Here is a 17,417-nt window from a genome sequence, read left to right on the forward strand (position 1 = left end):
TTAGAGAAATTCATAAAAAATTAAGCGCAAACTCTCGTTAAATTAGTTAATTGTGTTTTTATCCCAAAAAGCCTGCCGTATTTGTGGCATAGCATTTAAGTGATTAATGATGTGTTGTGCTTCTTCTGCTTCGATTGAAGTTGCAATTAGTGTTACTTCTATTTCAACCTCTTTTTCTCCAAAAGGTGTGACATCAATATCTTTAGCAGGATAATTATGATGCTTTAAGGTTAGGTTTAATTCATCCATAACGACCTTGCTCTGACTTCGGTCACATATAATGTAAATTACATGTAAAACTTCTGTGTCATCGTCTAACGGACGACGGTCAATGATATGGACAATCGGTCTTAATAGTGTATTGGCAGATAAAATAAAGGCTGTCGCCAATATTGCTTCAATAATTAAATCAGCACCCGCGGCAGCACCTACTGCCGCAGAACACCATAAAGTCGCTGCGGTATTTAAACCGTGGATGTTGCCTTCTTGGCGCATAATGACACCCGCACCCAAAAAACCAATACCCGAAACAACATAGGCAATTACCCGAACAGCTCCATCTGCTCCAGTAAGATTAATTGCAATATCTACAAAAATTGCTGCACCTACCGCAACTAGAACATTTGTTCGAAGACCAGCTGTACGTTGCCTATACTGACGTTCGAACCCAATTAACGCCCCTAAAATAAAAGCAGCCGAGAGACTAATTAAAGTATCAATAATATTTGATAAGTCTGTATGTTGTAGAAATTGCAATTTCATTTTGCACCTATTGTTTTATTGCCAGCCATAACGGCGGATATAGATTTTCTTTACCCATTGAGTAACACACATATAAGCACCTAAAATTAAAGGTAAATATAAGAAATAACTTAAAGGTAAAGCTTGTAGTTTTAAATAGCTTGCTAAAGGACCCATTGGTAAGAAAATCCCGATACACATAATCACCGCTGTCATTATTAATAATGGAGTCGCGGCACGACTCTGAATAAATGGAATTTGAGCTGTACGGATCATATGGACAATTAATGTCTGGGTAAGTAAACCCACCACAAACCAGCCTGATTGGAATAGCGTCTGATGTTCAGGAGTATTTGCTGAAAATACAAACCACATTAACCCAAAAGTAATCATGTCAAAAATGGAGCTAATCGGTCCAAACACCACCATAAAGCGGCCAACTTCTTCAGGTTGCCAACGCTGTGGTTTTGCAATTAGCTCTTCATCCACATTGTCAAAAGGAATCACAATTTGTGAAACATCATAAAGTAAGTTTTGAATGAGTAAGTGAATAGGCAGCATTGGTAAAAATGGAATAAAAGCACTCGCAATAAGTACCGAAAAAACGTTACCAAAATTTGAACTCGCCGTCATTTTGATATACTTCAGCATATTGGCAAAAGTTCTACGGCCTTCAATCACACCTTTTTCAAGAACCATCAGGCTTTTTTCAAGCAAGATTAAATCTGCAGACTCTTTAGCGATATCTACTGCGGTATCTACTGAAATACCAATATCGGCAGCACGTATAGCAGCGGCATCGTTAATACCGTCTCCTAAGAAACCAACCACGTGACCATTTGCTTTTAACTGCTCAACAATACGTTCTTTGTGAACCGGACTTAATTTCGCAAAAATGTGGTATTGCTCTACTGCTCTTTTGAGTTGTTGATCAGTTAAGGTTTCAATTACACCGCCCAATAAAACTTGATCATAATTCAGGCCAATTTCTCGGCACACTTTTTGGGTGACAAACTCATTATCCCCAGTTAGCACTTTTACCGTTACACCATGGGCATGTAAACTCTGTACAGCTTCTTTGGCAGACTCTTTAGGTGGATCAAGAAAAGTAATATAACCTATTAAAATCAGATCACTTTCGTCAACAACTGAATAATTTTCCTGATGATTTTTAAACTCACGATACGCTACTGCCACCACTCTTAAACCATCTCGGTTATAGCGTTGAGTTAATGCCTCAATTGCTACTTCACGTTGCTTTGTTAAAGGCTCTACTTTGCCATTTACCTCGACATAACGGCAAACCTTTAACATTTCCTCAACTGCACCTTTGGTAATCATACGGGCTTTTTGTTGAGGCGTTTGTACCACGACTGACATACGGCGGCGATCAAAATCAAAAGGAACTTCATCTAACTTCTTGTAACGTAACTTCTGTATTTTGATCTGATCATCAACAGCTTCTAAAACAGCCACATCAAGCAAATTTTTTAGGCCTGTTTGATAATAACTATTTAAAAATGCCTGCATGAGTACAAAGTCTGATTTCTCACCTTGAACATCAATATGTTGGGATAAAAAGATTTTGTCTTGAGTCAGAGTTCCAGTTTTATCGGTACATAGAACATCCATGGCACCAAAGTTCTGTATCGCATCTAGACGTTTAACAATCACTTTCTTTTTAGATAAGAAAACCGCGCCCTTTGCCAAAGTTGAAGTCACAATCATCGGTAGCATTTCTGGAGTAAGACCGACAGCTACAGATAATGCGAATAAAAATGCTTCGGCCCAATCGCCTTTGGTGAAGCCATTAATGAAAAGTACAACAGGTGCCATCACCAACATAAAGCGAATGAGCAACCAACTTACTTTGTTGACACCCATTTGAAATGCAGTCGTGCTCCGATCAGTAGCCGTAACTCGATGAGCCAATGCACCGAAATATGTTTGAATACCCGTACTTAAAACCACTGCCTGAGCTGAACCAGAAACAATATTGGTCCCCATGAATACAATATTATCTAGCTCTAAAGCGCTGGTTTCTTCAAGATTTTTCTGCAACGGAAATTTCTCGACAGGCATTGATTCACCAGTCATTGCAGCTTGAGAGACAAACAAATCTTTAGCAGACAAAATTCTACAATCCGCAGGAATCATGTCACCCGCAGATAATAAAATTACATCACCCGGCACTAAATACTGAATTGGTATCTCAAATTGGTGAGTGGTTTGGTTTTTAGTATCAATGCTATAACGCTCATGCATAAGTTCTAAATCTTCTGCACTGACTTGATGGCGCAATACAGTAGCATTATTACTCACCATTGCCTTTAAGGCATCCGCAGCTTGATTTGACTTTGCTTCTTGCCAGTAACGAAGTAGTGTTGAAAGAATTACCATCACACTAATAATGGTTGAACCTGTTAGATCATCGGTAAAAAAAGCAATCAATGCCAACAGGCTAAGTAAAATATTGAACGGATTACGGTAGCAATACCAAAGGTGTTGCCACCAAGTTAATGGCTTTTCATGAGTAACTTCATTAAGACCCACCGTCATTTGTTGGCTATGCGCTTGCTCTTCTGTAAGCCCCGTCAAATGAGTATCGAATTGTTTTAATAGATCATTCGTTTGATCTCTTGATGCATTAAGCAAACGCTTAGATAAATTTTTGCTAATTTCTTGAGCATAACTAGATTGATGTAGCTCTTTAAAAGATCGATTACGACCGAAAAAACGCATCAAATGAAATCTTTGTAAAAATGATGTGAAGAGTCGTTGCCAGAATTTCATCACGAAATCCTCCATTTTTTAGGCGTACAAAGCTCTCGACCTTATTGAAAATAAAGTCTTTTAAATTTTTTAATTTAGAAAGGAATAGGAGATCGTAGACTTACGATGAAGAAGAGAAAATTAGCCCAAAGCCAGACCAACGTTGACGGAATGTCACATAACTGAACATGGTCCGAATGCTTTGAATCGCATGAGACGAATTGTTTACCAAGATTAAAATCTGGTAGATATAACGGTCGTGTATGGAAGCGTATAAAAACATTGGCTTCTCCCCATTTCTAGCGAGAAACTAAACAGATAAATGCTGAAGTGAATGATTACAAATCAAGTAATTTGTATAGGTTTAATCTAATTTTTAACAAAGCTATCTCATTGCAAGATAGCCTCTCCTAAAGGTTACCTTGCTCAGTATTGGCTTTGGTTTAATTGATAATTAAACTCGAACCTCGAACAACTACCCATTTAGGATCTCCGTTAAATAAACTCGCGGCAAGTATAGGTTTTACTCTACAAGGCACAAGATTTTTTTTGTAATTTTTTATTAATTCATCAGTGACTATAAATCACAGTTCTCTAACCACCACTGTTTTCGCCATCTTGTCATGCCATCCTTGTTTTTTAGCATCAAATGCGACCCAAATAAGACCGATACAAAACACTAAAATAGATGGAATATATCCGATATAGCGAATGAGAGATTGTACGAAAGTTAACTTATTACCTGTCTTTTCATCGAGAACTTTTAAACGCATTAGACGTTTTCCTGGAGTCCCTGCAAAGTAGATCCAACACAAAACAGTATATAAAAATGGAAATGCATAATTTACGATCATATCAAACCAATAGTTTTGCGGTTTACTACTCATACCTGTAGCAAATATGAGATCGTAATCTCCATGATAAAAGATCCATGCGGCTGGAATAATTGCTAAAAAAAGAATAAGAGTATCAATGATCATTGCGCCAAATCTTAACCAAAACCCTGCATATTCATATTTATAGGTCATGTGTTCACCTCGCTTTTGTTATTTTTTACCTAATGCCACAGTAACTAATTTATTCGTCTTTCATCGTAATTGAAATCTTTTTATTTTTAAATACTTAATGTATTTTTTAATTTCCGGTTTTATTTAGAATTGTAATAAGATTTTTGAAAATAAAAGCCATATCAATTTAAGTTAAAATAATATATATCATATTAAAATATTTAGATTACACCTCATTTGTATGAGGTGAAAACTAATTATATTTATTAATTTAATCATTTATAACCAATGGTTATTTCCAGAATAAAACATCAATTTTAAATTCTTTTTTTAGCAAAAAAGCTGCACAAATAAGCCCAATACCGATGATGATTAAAAACATACTTAAACTTAATAATCCTCCCACAGCAGAGCAAAAGCCTAAAATAGCTAAAATATAAAATAAAATTACACTAATACTTGGCATTCAATTTATTCCACTACTTAAAAATAAAAGCAATTTATTCTATCGAGTCTGTAAAGGAATGCTGTTTTCAAATGTTGATTACACCCCATATTTGTATCAACTTAAAAACAATATGTTAATAATTCCTACTAAATGTAAACAACAAAAATATAAATGTGATAAATATCACATTTATATTTTAATTAACTTCAAAATAATGTTTTTCAGTAATAAGTTTTATTTTTAGATTTTTATATAATCGATCTTTTGAGTTTTCTAACGAAGGAACAACTTTTTCTGCAAACTTATCATCTGCCATGAGTCTTGCATAAGTTTTATATCCAATCACTAGCTTTTCTGGCTCTTTACCAGTTTGGCGAAATTCCTCGATAAGTTTACTGACTTTCTTTGCTGTTAAATCGGCCATATCTTACTACTTCCCCCCTTACATATGATTCGGTTATACGATTTCTGTGTGACAAAAATATGAAAGGTAATTTATTGTAAAGTTCTTCTAAAAAATTAAATTTGGCATAGTCTCAACTCCCTATTTATCAACCTCCAATAAAATCATTAAAAATCAAATATATAATTAAACACCATTTAATTTAACTACAAGTGAATTGAATTGATTTCTACCTTTAAACAAATGTGTTAATCTTTAAGTAAGAAAAGCTTCATACATATAACAACTTGTAAATAAGAGGAATAACATTATGAATTACCGACATATTATTGTACCTGTAGATGGTTCTGAGATTTCTTTGGCAGCAGCACGACAAGCGGCCCATATCGCTAAAGCTTTTGGTAGTAAACTTACAGCAATTAGTCTGGTTGCAGTGGACCCGTTTAGTGGTGTCGATTTCTATTACATCTCTCCTGTTGTAAAAGATTATTTTGTTGAAGCGCGTGCTAATGCAGAAAAAACACTTGCGAAAGTAAAAGCCCTATGCGCTGAAGAAGGTGTTGATATTGAAACACAAATTATTCAAGGTGAAATCTCATCTGATGGCATTCTTAAAGCTGTAGAAGAGTTGGGTTCAGACCTGATTGTTATTGGTTCACATGGTCGTAAAGGTTTCCAAAAACTTATTTTGGGTAGTTTTGCGCAAGATGTTCTAAACAGCACTAAAATCCAAGTTTTGGTGGTAAAAGAATAATTGCTGAGTCGACTAAAAGCCTAATCCATTGATTAGGCTTTTTATCGTAAAAAATGCATAAGTTTTACACAGCTTAAAAACCGTTATACACTATTGTTCTCTTTCCCTCTATTTTGTGAGTCACGCCAATGAAGTAAGTCTTTTTCTCATCAATTTTCTCTTTTTTGATGTGCAAAATAGACTATTCTTTAGTGACTTAGCGTCTTTATTTAAAGCTTTACATTCCTATTTTGTACATCCTGTATTTATGAGGTTCTTATGACTCAGCAGGTATGTGTAATATCACAACTCACTTTGGAGTTTCCTTCAAAAGTGATGTTTAAAGAATTGAATTTCTCACTTGAGCATCATCAAGTATCAGCCTTAATTGGCCGCAATGGTCAAGGTAAGTCTTTACTTATGCAATTGCTTCACAAGATTTCACCCACTACAGAAATGCATATCAGTGGCCAAATAAACTGGCAAACCAAGTATGCATATTTATCTCAGCTCACTCGTCTCCAATCAGACACAATTGCAGAAGCTTTAGAGGTCAACCATCTTTACAACGCTTTTCAAAGAGTGGAAAAAGGCGAAGCTGAATACGATGATTATGATTTGTTAGAAGGACATTGGGATCTTCCTAATATTTGGGAAGCTTTACTACGATCTGCTCAGCTACCAACCGATTTAGACTTTCCTGTTAAGCAGTTGAGCGAAGGCCAAAAAACCAAGTTAGCCTTATCCGCATTATTTTTAAAAACTGATCATTACCTATTACTTGATGAGCCAAGCAACCATCTCGATCAAGAAGCTAGACAGTGGTTAATTGCTCAGTTAAAGAAACATCCAGTAGGCGCTCTGATTATTAGTCATGATCTGACTTTGCTAAATGAAGTCGACCATATTTATCACTTAAATGAGCATGGCCTACAGCATACTACAGGAAATTATGAAAAATTTTATGAGCAATATCAGTCCCAAATCGAGGCTTTAGAACAGTCAGTACATCAGCATCAACGTGAAGTTAAGCACATGAAGCAAAAGCAGCATGAAGTTTTAATGAAAGCCCAAAAACGTGAGCGTGCTGGCAACAAACTTCGTGACTCAAACTCGCAAGCTAAAATTTTGCTCGATTTTAAAAAAGAACAGGCTGGGCAAAGCCTAGGAGCAATTCATTCTCAACATCAGCGTCAAATCGATCAAAACCAGCAAGACTTGAAGAGTAAAAAAGTACTTCTAGAAACTGTTAAGCCCCAACAATTTATATTCCCCTCTTTTAACAAAAGAACAGGAGAAATTCTTAGAATTGAGAACTTAAAACTCAACTATGGGACACAACAACCAATTCATCTCGCCTTAAGAGCTTGTCAAAAGATTCATTTGGTTGGCCGAAATGGTATTGGGAAATCAACTTTGCTGAAACAGATTGATCAATCAGCTGTAACTGCTACAGATGAAATTAAACTGTTTGTAAATTGCTTTTATCTCGATCAGAACTTTAGCTTTTTATTAGACCATCTCTCTGCTGTTGAAAACTTAAGAAATATTAACCCAAATATTACTGAGTTAGAGTGGAGAAATTTATTAGGTCAGCTTCGGATTCGTGGTGATAAAAGCACATATCCCTTAGCTCAACTCAGTGGTGGTGAGAAGTTAAAAGTTGCTTTACTAGGTTTGAGCCATGCTCAGCCTATGCCTGAACTTTTACTACTTGATGAACCAGAAAACCACTTAGATATCGAGTCAAGAGATCTATTTGCAAATGCTATTTCTAGTTATGAAGGTGCTGTGCTATTAGTTTCACATGATTTAAGTTTTGTTGAAAAATGCGGGATTGTTGATTCAATTTATTTAAATTAACACTACGCTATTTTTATGCCTATATAAAAGCTCTAACTATTAGAGCTTTTATATAAATCTTTTAATTATCATTTTATTTTTTATTATCTAATATTTGTAGATCTAGATTAAAAGAAACTGCTCTATTTCTTTGTGCGCTTTTTTTCATTTGATAAACTTGAACAATATAATCACCATCAACAGGTAGCGTTACTTCACCTGAAAAACCTACAGTCGAACCCACGAATAATGGCTTATCTTTACCAGGCTTTTGACCTGGAGCGAAAATATTAATATAAGCTAAATTACCATAACTATTAATATTAAATTTTAAAATCTGTCCACTTTTTGCAAAAACTCGATATCTTACATCATCATAACCTTGAAACTTTCCGGTTAACGTAGTTTGAGAAGAACCTTTTAAAAAGCTTACTTTAGTCTCAACATTTTTAGCAACTACAGATAATGGTATAGATAAAATCAAACTAGATAATAATAAAATTTTAATGATTTTTTTCATTTTTAGCCCTCAAAATTATTTTTAAATTATTATAAGAAAGATAATTTTTATTAAATTTAACTTTATGTATAGATTTGATGAGTAGCGTTTGGATTTGTAAGTTATTTCATCGCTATTCAAAAGTAAGTATCATTAAACTTAACTTATCAGCCCTTTAAATTTTACAGCCGAAATTTATGGTAATGGCCATAATGAGTCATTTTATAAAAGTGGCTTAAGTACATGCCATATAAAAACCGTATTTAATTCAATGCAAGTTATGGAAACCAAGTGGCACATATAAAAGAAGATTCATATTTTTTCTTTAGGGCTGTCTTATTAACGCAAGATGAGTTTGATCCCTAACAATAGCTAGGAATAGCAAGACACAGCAAAGTTATTTTAAAGCCCATCTAACGATAGGCTTTAAAATTTATAAAAATTAGGAGTCTTTATCCATTGAGTGTGGAGTCGTGGTTTTATCTTGCTGTTTAGTATCATTCTCACCTTGGCAAGCCGCCACAGAAAGCGAAACGATTGCTGCTAAACCTAGGGTAGCGATAATTTTAGTCATATCTCACCTCATACAGTTTTAATTGATTAGCTTATAAATACTGGCTATCAATATTACGATCAGCATAGATTTATAGACTTTTTTGTAGTGTTCACAAAGAAATGTAAAATGAGAAAGTATCCCAAAGATTTTAATTTATTGAATTCATCTTCAGGATACTGCTTCAAATGATTAAAAAATTAAAATCTGTAGCCCACCCCTAAATATGTAATGATCGGGTCAATATCAACTTTAGTTGACCCATGAATTAAGCGAGCGCCCGTATTTTGGTTAATGACATCAATTTGTGTTCGATTATTTAGTTTTGCATAAGATATTGAGGCAACCGTATACCAAGAATCATTAAAATCATAAGTAAAACCGGCAGTAAATATAGGCGCAATCGCATCATCTGCATCTACTTTAACCACCATATTTCCACTCGACTCTTTACGATCCAAGGCAGCCCCAGCCTTACCATCTAACACATTTTGAATCATATGGCCTGCAGAGATCAGGTCAGAACGAATTTCGTCATTTAGCTTAATATCATTAAAATGAGCATACATTAATCCCACACCTAAATAGGGTCTAAACTTGTTCACCCCACTCTTCCCAAATTGATATTGTGCTTCAATTGCAGGTGTCCAGGCACGAACACTAGCTGCTTTAGGTTTATTGCCTAAATTGGTAATCGGGACCGCTTGACCTAAGGTAATGCCGTTCGGAAAAAGAATTTTAACTAATTCATTTGGTGACAACGCGACACCGCTTAATGGTGCCAAGATTTCACCTTGGCCTTTAATATCGACTTTAGGGGGAATGCCTCCAATAAATTGTAAAGACACATTGTCATTGAGGTAATAGTTAAACATAAGCCCTAATGTGTCTGTGTCATCTACTTCAAGGCCGGCATCATTTTGATGCCACTGCTCTAACCCTTGAATCGTTGCCTCACCTGCTACCTCAGGTTTTATATTGCCTTCTTCATCAAGTAAGAGCCCTTTTAAAAAGTCATCATTTAAAGCGAGTTCAAGAAACTCTTTTTGATTAAAAGGTTCACCGCCTACATCTACCTCTGTAGCATTAGGATCAACGGAGTTTAAGAAACTGGTCGGCGAAATGCTTCCAACTTTAGCAACTGTTCCATTTTTAACACTTGTATTGATATTAAATGGATTAGCTTTACCTTGAGGCATTACATGTAACCAACCTGCCGAGACAGAAAACCGTTTTACTCCCTCTGCATAACTCATATTTGCAAATATCAATAATGAGCTGGCTATTACTATTTTCGATAATTTTATTTTCATTTTTATTCCATCCTAGAAATGCATATTGCTAACTCTGCAATATGTTCTTGGAATATAGCCAAGTTATATTTTTTATCAATTAGTATAATTTTTAAACAAATAAATTTAAGTTAAATTCATCACATTTTCATATATAAATTCATGACTTAGTTATCTTAATTAGCAGACGAACGGTAAAATTTTAGTTAAAAATAATTTTATCAAATGGTAAAAAATAGAGATAAAAACCAGTACTCTTTTGATACTTAGCTCTTTTTAGAATTATAAAAAAAGCACCCGTAGGTGCTCTTAAAAAATAACTTCATTAAAACTTATATTGTAGTGTTAGCGCCGCATTTCGAGGGGCACCTAAAGTAATTTGGCCATACGCCGGGAAAACACCGTAATATTTTTTATTAAATACGTTGTTAATATTAAGCTGAGCCGAAAAATCTTTTGTAATTTGATAACGAGCCATAAGGTTTACAAGTGCATAACCTCCTTGCTCAACTTTCTCAATAACTTTCTTCGGATTCTTAGCATTAACATAAGTACTGCTTTGCCAATTTACCCCGCCACCCACGGTTATGTTTTCTAATTTGCCCGGTAATTTATAGGTGGTAAATGACTGAATCATCTTGCGAGGAAGTTGGGTATTAACATCGGCATCATTTGCATCTTTGGCAGAGAACTGGCTATAACCTGCTGTAATATTCCAGTCTGGTGTGATTTGTCCACTTACTTCAACTTCGAAACCTTCACTCGTCGCACCTTTTGCTGCCCGATAATAGGTTTCTTTTACCCCGTTACGAGTAACTTGTCCTGCTTCCTGAGCTAAATTGTCTTGCTTAATATGATAAAGCGCTAAAGTACCATTCAAACGTCCATCAAACCATGCAGATTTTAAGCCTACTTCAGTACTGTTTCCTTCAACCGGGTCTAAATAGTTTCCATCAAAGTCTTTATTATCTTGAGGCTGAAAAATACTGGTATAACTTGCATAAGCAGTATAAACATCATTGAAATCATAGATAACCCCTGCATAAGGAACAAATTCGTGGTCATATTTTATGGATGAACTACGACCATATATATTCTTTTCATAATTTGTAAAACGTCCACCTAAAATAAATTTTAGAGGCTCAATCGGATTTAAATAAGTCGCAGCGAATAGTGCATTTTGTTCAATATTATATTTCTCATTGAGTGTAGGTGCATTCCACACTGGCTCAGGCATGCTGCCGTTCCATTCAAAGAAATTGCCAATTTCCATTTTTGTATCAGTTGAACGAGCATATGCTGTAAAGTCCTGATTGGAATATTGATAACCCAAAACAACCTTTTGTTCTAAGCCCCACAAATCAAAACTACCATTGAGCTGCAAAGAAGCATTATCTTGCTCTACCTCAAGGTCATACGCTGATGCATAAGGAGATAGCCCTAGACCAGTATTTTTATCTACACTACCTGAAACATATAAAAGCTTAGAATTAGCATCACGCTTACCATGAAAATAAGATAGTTTAGCTGACCAGTTGTCATTAAATTTATGAGTTAAATCTGCAAATAGGTTGGTATATTTAACATTCCAGCGTGTCCAGTCAGCACTTGTAGTGGTATTTTTAGACCAGTTCGTTTTTGTGCCATCACTAAACCAGACAGGTAAACCTCCCCACATTGGTCCACGCGGATCATCTTCCTGATAAGTTACCCCACCCGATAAAAGGGTATTTTCAGATAAATCCGCTTCAGCACTTAACAGTAAAGATAGCTTTTCTTTAGACAACAAGTCGGTATAGCTGTCGCCTTGTTCATATTGGGCCACTGCTCGTCCACGTACTGTCCCTGATTGATTAAGGGAGTTGGCAATATCACCCATAACACGGTAATTATCCCAACTCCCTGCACTCACTTCTACGTTAGCTGTTGGCTCTGTACTCGTAGCACGCTTACGAACCATATTAATCGCAGCAGATGGGTTTCCAGCACCAAATGTAAGACCTGTTGCCCCTCGAACTACATCAATATGATCATATAAGGCCATACTTGAGAAAATTTCACCTGAAGACCAAGGCAAGCTATATGTGGTGGGAATACCATCAATAATATAGTTATCTACTACAAAACCACGTGAATAGATTCCACCTCGGTTGGTTTCATAACGGTTGACACTTACCCCTGTAACATTTTCGGCGACCTCAACCAAAGTTGACAATTGCTGGTCTTGTAAACGCTGTTGAGTAATGACAGAAACAGATTGTGGAACCTCACGAACAGATAAACCCAGTGGAACCGCTGTATCTGTTTTCCCTGCTATATAACTTTTTTCATTTTCTTGGCCACTTCCAGCTTTTACTTTAATGGTAGGAAGAGTTCCATATTCCGAAGTCTGCTGATCAGTCTCTGCATGCGCTGAAATTGTGCTCATTGCTATTGCAAGTGCTAATGCATTAATTTGAAAGTGTTTCGTAGTCCTTTGCATAATCTTTAAGTAGCTTTAAAAAATTACATGAATAATACAAAGAATAATTATCATTTGATACTGATTATCAATATTACTTTCATTTATTTTATTTATGAATTATACAAGTTTTTATGATTGAAATTTATGCCTAACTAAGCCGATTGATGCTAAAAATAAAAGAGTAGCTGAGAAAAACGGATCAAACTTAAGATGAATATTTTTATTCGCGATGAGCGAGAAGAAGATATTAAAGAAATTGAAGAATTGACTAAAGCGGCATTTCTAAATGCTGAACATACGAGCCATACTGAACACTTTATTGTTAATAATTTAAGAAAGCACAAACAACTTACAGTCTCTTTAGTTGCGGTTGAAGATAATACTATTGTTGGACATGTGGCAATTTCACCAGTGCAAATTTCATCAGGTGAAAAGAATTGGTATGGCTTAGGACCTATTTCTGTCGCGCCGAATAAGCAAGGACAAGGCATTGGATCATTGCTTATGAATAGCTCTTTAGAAAAATTAAAAAAATTAGGCGCAAAAGGTTGTGTTTTATTAGGTGATCCAAAGTATTACAGTCGCTTTGGTTTTAAAGCATACCCTGACCTAAAACTAGCTGGAGTGCCCCCTGAATACTTCCAAGCCTTAAGTTTTCAAAATTATGTTCCTAAAGGTGATGTAAGCTACCATGAAGCATTTAATGCCCAAGACTAATTTAGAATTTTCTTTATTAAAAATAGATTTTATTAATTATAAGAAATACAAAAGTCTAATTTATCAATTGGTTGCTTAAAACAGGTCCATGAATCTTTTTCCGGTTTTTCAATAATTTTTTTAGATTTTAAATCACGATAATAAATAGTCGCATCTTTTAAATTCGACAAATTACTTCCTACAGAAACACATGAATCATTATTTGAACAAATATTTGATTCTTTAATAAAAACTTTTGTATTAGCAAAAGTTAATCTTTCAAAGTTAGATGTCGAGTTATTTGTAGAAGAAAGTAAGCAAGGCTCAGTAATATTTCTACCATTCACTACAAAACAACTTTTACTGACTTCGAATGGCACTTGAGCAAAGGAGCTTGTAGCATAAGCTAATAGAAATAATATAATAAGGCGCTTCATGTTCTTTCTCTCTATATAATCAACATCTAGTCTAAAACTGCCTATAAATATTTAGACTATATTTTCAGTTCGCTATTTATAATACCTGTATTAAGATAAGTTAAATATTTACTATTCGATAAATTTTACAAAATATTAAAGCATTAGCTTATAGGCTACCTAACAATCGCAAAGTTATTCATTAAGCACTTTCCAATCGGTTCCAATTTGCGCCAAAGCTGGTAGCTCATCACTATTAAAAACATTGTAATTAGCATCTACAGCGAATCGATAGAGTGGTATTGAATCTGCCTCTGTTTTCTTAAAAAAACTAAAATCTTCAGTGATATGTATTAAGTCTTCCGCCCTATTATCTATTCCCAATTTGTTTCCACTGGCACCTGACGGTATATGTATATAACTTTCACAAGTTAATTCGACTATATTTCCATCTAGATCTTGATATGAACATTTCATGTTTAAACCCTTCCGTAATTTTTATAGATGTGTAGAAAAACTTAACATGCTATACAGATAAGTTATGGAATTTTTTATGATGTAATTGTTTAAGTATGTATATGGCAAAAGAAAACCGCCCCAGAAGGCGGTTGCTGAAATTTTCCAGCGATTATAAAAGTGCGGTGGACACACACTTTTATATGGTTTTAAACCAGATTTATTTTTTTATTATTTTTCTGATATTCTTCAGAATTAAAATAATTCACAATCATCTTTGCATTTTCTTCCGATACTGCTTTTTTATTTTCAACTACCGTCTGAGCTTCTTTTTTTACGTTAAAGTCGGCTGGCACAATACTTGAAAGTGGTGGTAATTTTGGCTGCCCGCCAACCGTGATTCTTTCAATAAAGCTCGCTAGCCACATAATATATTCACCCTTATTCTTATATTTAGGCATTAAACTCATGTCGAGTTTAATCGTGCATTCACTTAAGGGTTTACTTAGGCATTCTTCAAAATCGATAAAATTGTATTTGAGTTTACAGGGAGTTCCCTTTATCTCTTTACGAATAATACTGACCAAGTTATTTAGTTGTTCGATCAGGTTATCTGAAAACAATTTATCTTCTTCTAGTTTTTTATAAACCTTCTCGGCAATTATTAGAAATTTTGGCATATTTCCTTTCCTCTTATATTGACCATCGCGATTGATCAGACTTTTAGGGAAGTATGATGAATATATTATTGCAATATGTAAGTGTTGAAATACCAAATGTAATCTATAAGAGTGTTCTGAAACTGACTTCCATAACGAACCACAGCAATGAATAAAAATGTAAAATCCATCACATTTTCAATCCGAAAAATTTTTATAGTTAGTAATAATTTTCTAAAAAAATTAAGCTCATCAATAATATTATTTGACCGGTATTTTTTGGTTTTTTTTGAGTAAAAAATAGAATATAGAAATATTTGAATTATTTTTATTTTACTGCCTTGCTGAATAACCAAGTTGCCTAGTCGAGGGGCTAGAACGTTAACTGTATCTTCAGCAAGGTCTTTTATGATTATGTTTTAGTTTGATGCTGCTCACGCACCGCTTAAAGCTGCTTCAAACATTTCAATAATTGCTTTGGCTCCTTCTGCCTTTTGCCTTGCGTCCTGATCGTCAAAGATAACCGTTTCGTCATTTAGTTCACTCACATATCGCCGGGCTTCGTCTAGAGCTCTCCTTATTTTTTGTACTTTATGTTTGTTTACGTCTTTGGCAATGGTTGGCGCATATCCTCCACGTTTAGCGTTTTTAAGTTGTCTAGCTCTGTTCTCAATTGCTGTAGCCATTCAAACACTCCAACTCACCTAACAAATCTTAGTAAAGCAACTTTATTGTTTGTCATTCTTAAGCATTTAGTATTTTCTTTGTTCAAAGTGTCAAATTTGTTACTTAAGCCTTACTCCTGCAAGTTTTAGATTGAGTTTGCTTAAAATCTTTTAATCTACAATGTACATGTAGCTTTTAAAGTCAACTTATACAGCTATTTAATAATAATTTTCTAAGAATAGTTATAAATTAATGTATTAAATTATTAAAAAGATGCTATCTATTTGAAAATAAAATAGATAGCACGCTAATAGTTGTTTATTCTACTGATAATTTCTGAAAATCATGGCCTGAAGGTGCCTGATACACTCTTAAGCCAAACTCAGGCAAAATCGCAATCAGATGATCAAAAATATCGGACTGAATTGCTTCATAAGAAACCCATGCAGTGGTATTGGTAAATGCATAGATCTCTAATGGTAGACCTTCACTCGTTGGTTGTAGTTGGCGAACAATAAGCGTTTGATTTTGAGCAATCCCTTTATGCTGGCGCAAATAGAATTCAACATATGCTCTAAATGTTCCGATATTGGTTAAGCGTCTTTTGTTATAACGGGATTGACTACCTAAATGCTTATTAAATTCGTCAATCTCAGATTGCTTGGCATTGAGATATTGATCTAGCAATAAAAAATCTTTGAGTTTTTGTTGCTCTTCTTCGGTCATGAAGTGCACGCTAGTTTGATCGATATAAAGAGAACGCTTCATACGGCGACAGCCCGCATTACTCATACCACGCCAGTTTTTAAAAGTGTCTGTCACTAGTTTATTGGTTGGAATCGTGGTGTATGTTTTATCAAAGTTTTGAACGGTCACCGTGTGCAATGAAATATCAATGACATCACCATCAGCATTAAGCGATGGCATTTCAATCCAGTCCCCAATACGAACCATATCATAAGAGGCAATTTGTACACTCGCGACCAATGACAAAATTGTATTTTGGAAAACTAACATTAATACGGCTGCCATTGCACCGAAGCCAGCCAACAACGTAAATACATCCTTTTTCAGGAATGTACCCAAAATCATTAATCCGCAAACAACAAAAATAATGAGTTTAACGAGTTGCAAGTAACCTTTAATCGGCTTGTTTCTAGATTTTGGATTACGCTGATAGATTAAATTAAATATATTTAATAATTCACTAATGGTGAGCGCAATCGTGAGGAAAATGAATGCTTGTGCGCCCATCTGTACCAAAGCAACCGCTTTTTCCGACAAATGCGGAACGGTAGTAATACCATTCATAATGACAATGGCCGGCACAATATTGGCAAATCGCTTAATGACACTATGCTGGGCAAAAACTGACTGGTTGAGTGACTTAATTTTAGTCACTAAATGACGTATTCCCCGAACAATAATTCGTTTAGCAATGAAATTTGCTAATGCAGCAAACAGGATCAAAAGTGTGAGCGAAACTAGCATTTCTAGCCAAGGATAGTTGCTTAACTCAGCTTGAAGATCACGATAAAAATTAAAAAAATCCAAAACCTACACCTTAAAACTTTATTTTCAATAATTTTAAAGTGTTCATGTGTTATAGATTAAGGCTTGTTTACATATGTCGTCATAAATACAACAAGGAAGTAATATTCAATCGTAAATTTAGATAAAAGCTGATCACTACTATTCGACTAGACAATAAATAGATTAACAAGTATGGAATAGGTGGAAAGATATTGATCTCAAGTCACTGCTTCTCTT

Annotated in this window: 18 protein-coding genes; 3 read left to right on the plus strand and 15 right to left on the minus strand. The window is 34.8% G+C overall.

Going from position 1 to position 17,417, the window contains the following annotated elements; translation table 11 throughout:
* Positions 1–42: 42 nt before the first annotated feature.
* The 6 genes from GO593_RS18085 to GO593_RS18100 all read right to left on the minus strand — a co-directional run bounded on the left by GO593_RS18085 (position 43) and on the right by GO593_RS18100 (position 5,392).
* Positions 43–762 (minus strand): MgtC/SapB family protein, encoded by a 720-nt coding sequence (locus GO593_RS18085; protein WP_000775740.1) that lies wholly within the window; start codon positions 760–762, stop codon positions 43–45.
* A 15-nt stretch (positions 763–777) separates the two neighbouring features.
* Positions 778–3,534, minus strand: a complete 2,757-nt coding sequence (mgtA, locus tag GO593_RS18090) for a magnesium-translocating P-type ATPase (protein ID WP_000675132.1) — start codon at positions 3,532–3,534, stop codon at positions 778–780.
* 100 nt (positions 3,535–3,634) lie between these two features.
* Positions 3,635–3,796: a hypothetical protein gene (locus tag GO593_RS19110; protein ID WP_001983688.1), complete on the minus strand. Its 162-nt coding sequence runs from the start codon at positions 3,794–3,796 to the stop codon at positions 3,635–3,637.
* Positions 3,797–4,097: 301 nt separating this feature from the next.
* The gene (locus GO593_RS18095) at positions 4,098–4,541 is read right to left on the minus strand and encodes an RDD family protein (protein WP_000221476.1); all 444 of its coding nucleotides are present in this window, start codon (positions 4,539–4,541) and stop codon (positions 4,098–4,100) included.
* Positions 4,542–4,812: 271 nt separating this feature from the next.
* Positions 4,813–4,986: a hypothetical protein gene (locus GO593_RS19115; RefSeq protein ID WP_001139332.1), complete on the minus strand. Its 174-nt coding sequence runs from the start codon at positions 4,984–4,986 to the stop codon at positions 4,813–4,815.
* Between the two features lie 178 nt (positions 4,987–5,164).
* Positions 5,165–5,392, minus strand: coding sequence for a hypothetical protein (locus GO593_RS18100; protein ID WP_000774579.1), 228 nt, complete (start codon positions 5,390–5,392; stop codon positions 5,165–5,167).
* A 289-nt stretch (positions 5,393–5,681) separates the two neighbouring features.
* On the opposite strand from GO593_RS18100, the gene GO593_RS18105 reads away from it, so the two are divergent.
* Together GO593_RS18105 and GO593_RS18110 are read left to right on the plus strand one after the other, a co-directional pair.
* Positions 5,682–6,125 (plus strand): universal stress protein, encoded by a 444-nt coding sequence (locus GO593_RS18105; protein WP_001109442.1) that lies wholly within the window; start codon positions 5,682–5,684, stop codon positions 6,123–6,125.
* A gap of 258 nt (positions 6,126–6,383) precedes the next feature.
* On the plus strand, positions 6,384–7,967 hold the full coding sequence (locus GO593_RS18110) for an ATP-binding cassette domain-containing protein (RefSeq protein WP_000194049.1): 1,584 nt from the start codon (positions 6,384–6,386) through the stop codon (positions 7,965–7,967).
* A gap of 73 nt (positions 7,968–8,040) precedes the next feature.
* Here the strand turns inward: GO593_RS18110 and GO593_RS18115 are convergent, their stop codons facing one another.
* From GO593_RS18115 to GO593_RS18130, 4 genes are all read right to left on the minus strand, one after another.
* The gene (locus GO593_RS18115) at positions 8,041–8,466 is read right to left on the minus strand and encodes a hypothetical protein (protein WP_000720291.1); all 426 of its coding nucleotides are present in this window, start codon (positions 8,464–8,466) and stop codon (positions 8,041–8,043) included.
* Between the two features lie 421 nt (positions 8,467–8,887).
* Entirely contained in the window at positions 8,888–9,019 is a 132-nt protein-coding gene (locus GO593_RS18120; RefSeq protein WP_000161254.1) for a hypothetical protein, read from the minus strand.
* 179 nt (positions 9,020–9,198) lie between these two features.
* Positions 9,199–10,311 (minus strand): OmpW/AlkL family protein, encoded by a 1,113-nt coding sequence (locus GO593_RS18125; RefSeq protein WP_001983686.1) that lies wholly within the window; start codon positions 10,309–10,311, stop codon positions 9,199–9,201.
* A gap of 304 nt (positions 10,312–10,615) precedes the next feature.
* A complete protein-coding gene (locus GO593_RS18130; RefSeq protein ID WP_001189915.1) occupies positions 10,616–12,772 on the minus strand; it encodes a TonB-dependent siderophore receptor in 2,157 nt (718 codons plus the stop codon).
* Between the two features lie 192 nt (positions 12,773–12,964).
* Here GO593_RS18130 and GO593_RS18135 point away from each other — a divergent pair, with 192 nt between their 5' ends.
* Complete coding sequence (locus tag GO593_RS18135) at positions 12,965–13,471, plus strand: GNAT family N-acetyltransferase (RefSeq protein ID WP_001019945.1); 507 nt, start codon at positions 12,965–12,967, stop codon at positions 13,469–13,471.
* A 32-nt stretch (positions 13,472–13,503) separates the two neighbouring features.
* Here the strand turns inward: GO593_RS18135 and GO593_RS18140 are convergent, their stop codons facing one another.
* From GO593_RS18140 to GO593_RS18160, 5 genes are all read right to left on the minus strand, one after another.
* On the minus strand, positions 13,504–13,887 hold the full coding sequence (locus GO593_RS18140) for a hypothetical protein (protein WP_000825555.1): 384 nt from the start codon (positions 13,885–13,887) through the stop codon (positions 13,504–13,506).
* Positions 13,888–14,061: 174 nt separating this feature from the next.
* Complete coding sequence (locus tag GO593_RS18145; RefSeq protein WP_000650375.1) at positions 14,062–14,343, minus strand: hypothetical protein; 282 nt, start codon at positions 14,341–14,343, stop codon at positions 14,062–14,064.
* Positions 14,344–14,531: 188 nt separating this feature from the next.
* Positions 14,532–15,002 (minus strand): hypothetical protein, encoded by a 471-nt coding sequence (locus tag GO593_RS18150; protein WP_001123846.1) that lies wholly within the window; start codon positions 15,000–15,002, stop codon positions 14,532–14,534.
* Between the two features lie 413 nt (positions 15,003–15,415).
* On the minus strand, positions 15,416–15,667 hold the full coding sequence (locus GO593_RS18155; protein ID WP_000179474.1) for a hypothetical protein: 252 nt from the start codon (positions 15,665–15,667) through the stop codon (positions 15,416–15,418).
* Between the two features lie 298 nt (positions 15,668–15,965).
* The gene (locus GO593_RS18160; RefSeq protein ID WP_000345326.1) at positions 15,966–17,201 is read right to left on the minus strand and encodes a mechanosensitive ion channel family protein; all 1,236 of its coding nucleotides are present in this window, start codon (positions 17,199–17,201) and stop codon (positions 15,966–15,968) included.
* Between the last annotated feature and the right edge of the window lie 216 nt (positions 17,202–17,417).

The sequence above is a fragment of the Acinetobacter baumannii genome, assembly GCF_009759685.1.
In the GTDB taxonomy this organism is placed as follows: Bacteria; Pseudomonadota; Gammaproteobacteria; order Pseudomonadales; family Moraxellaceae; genus Acinetobacter; species Acinetobacter baumannii.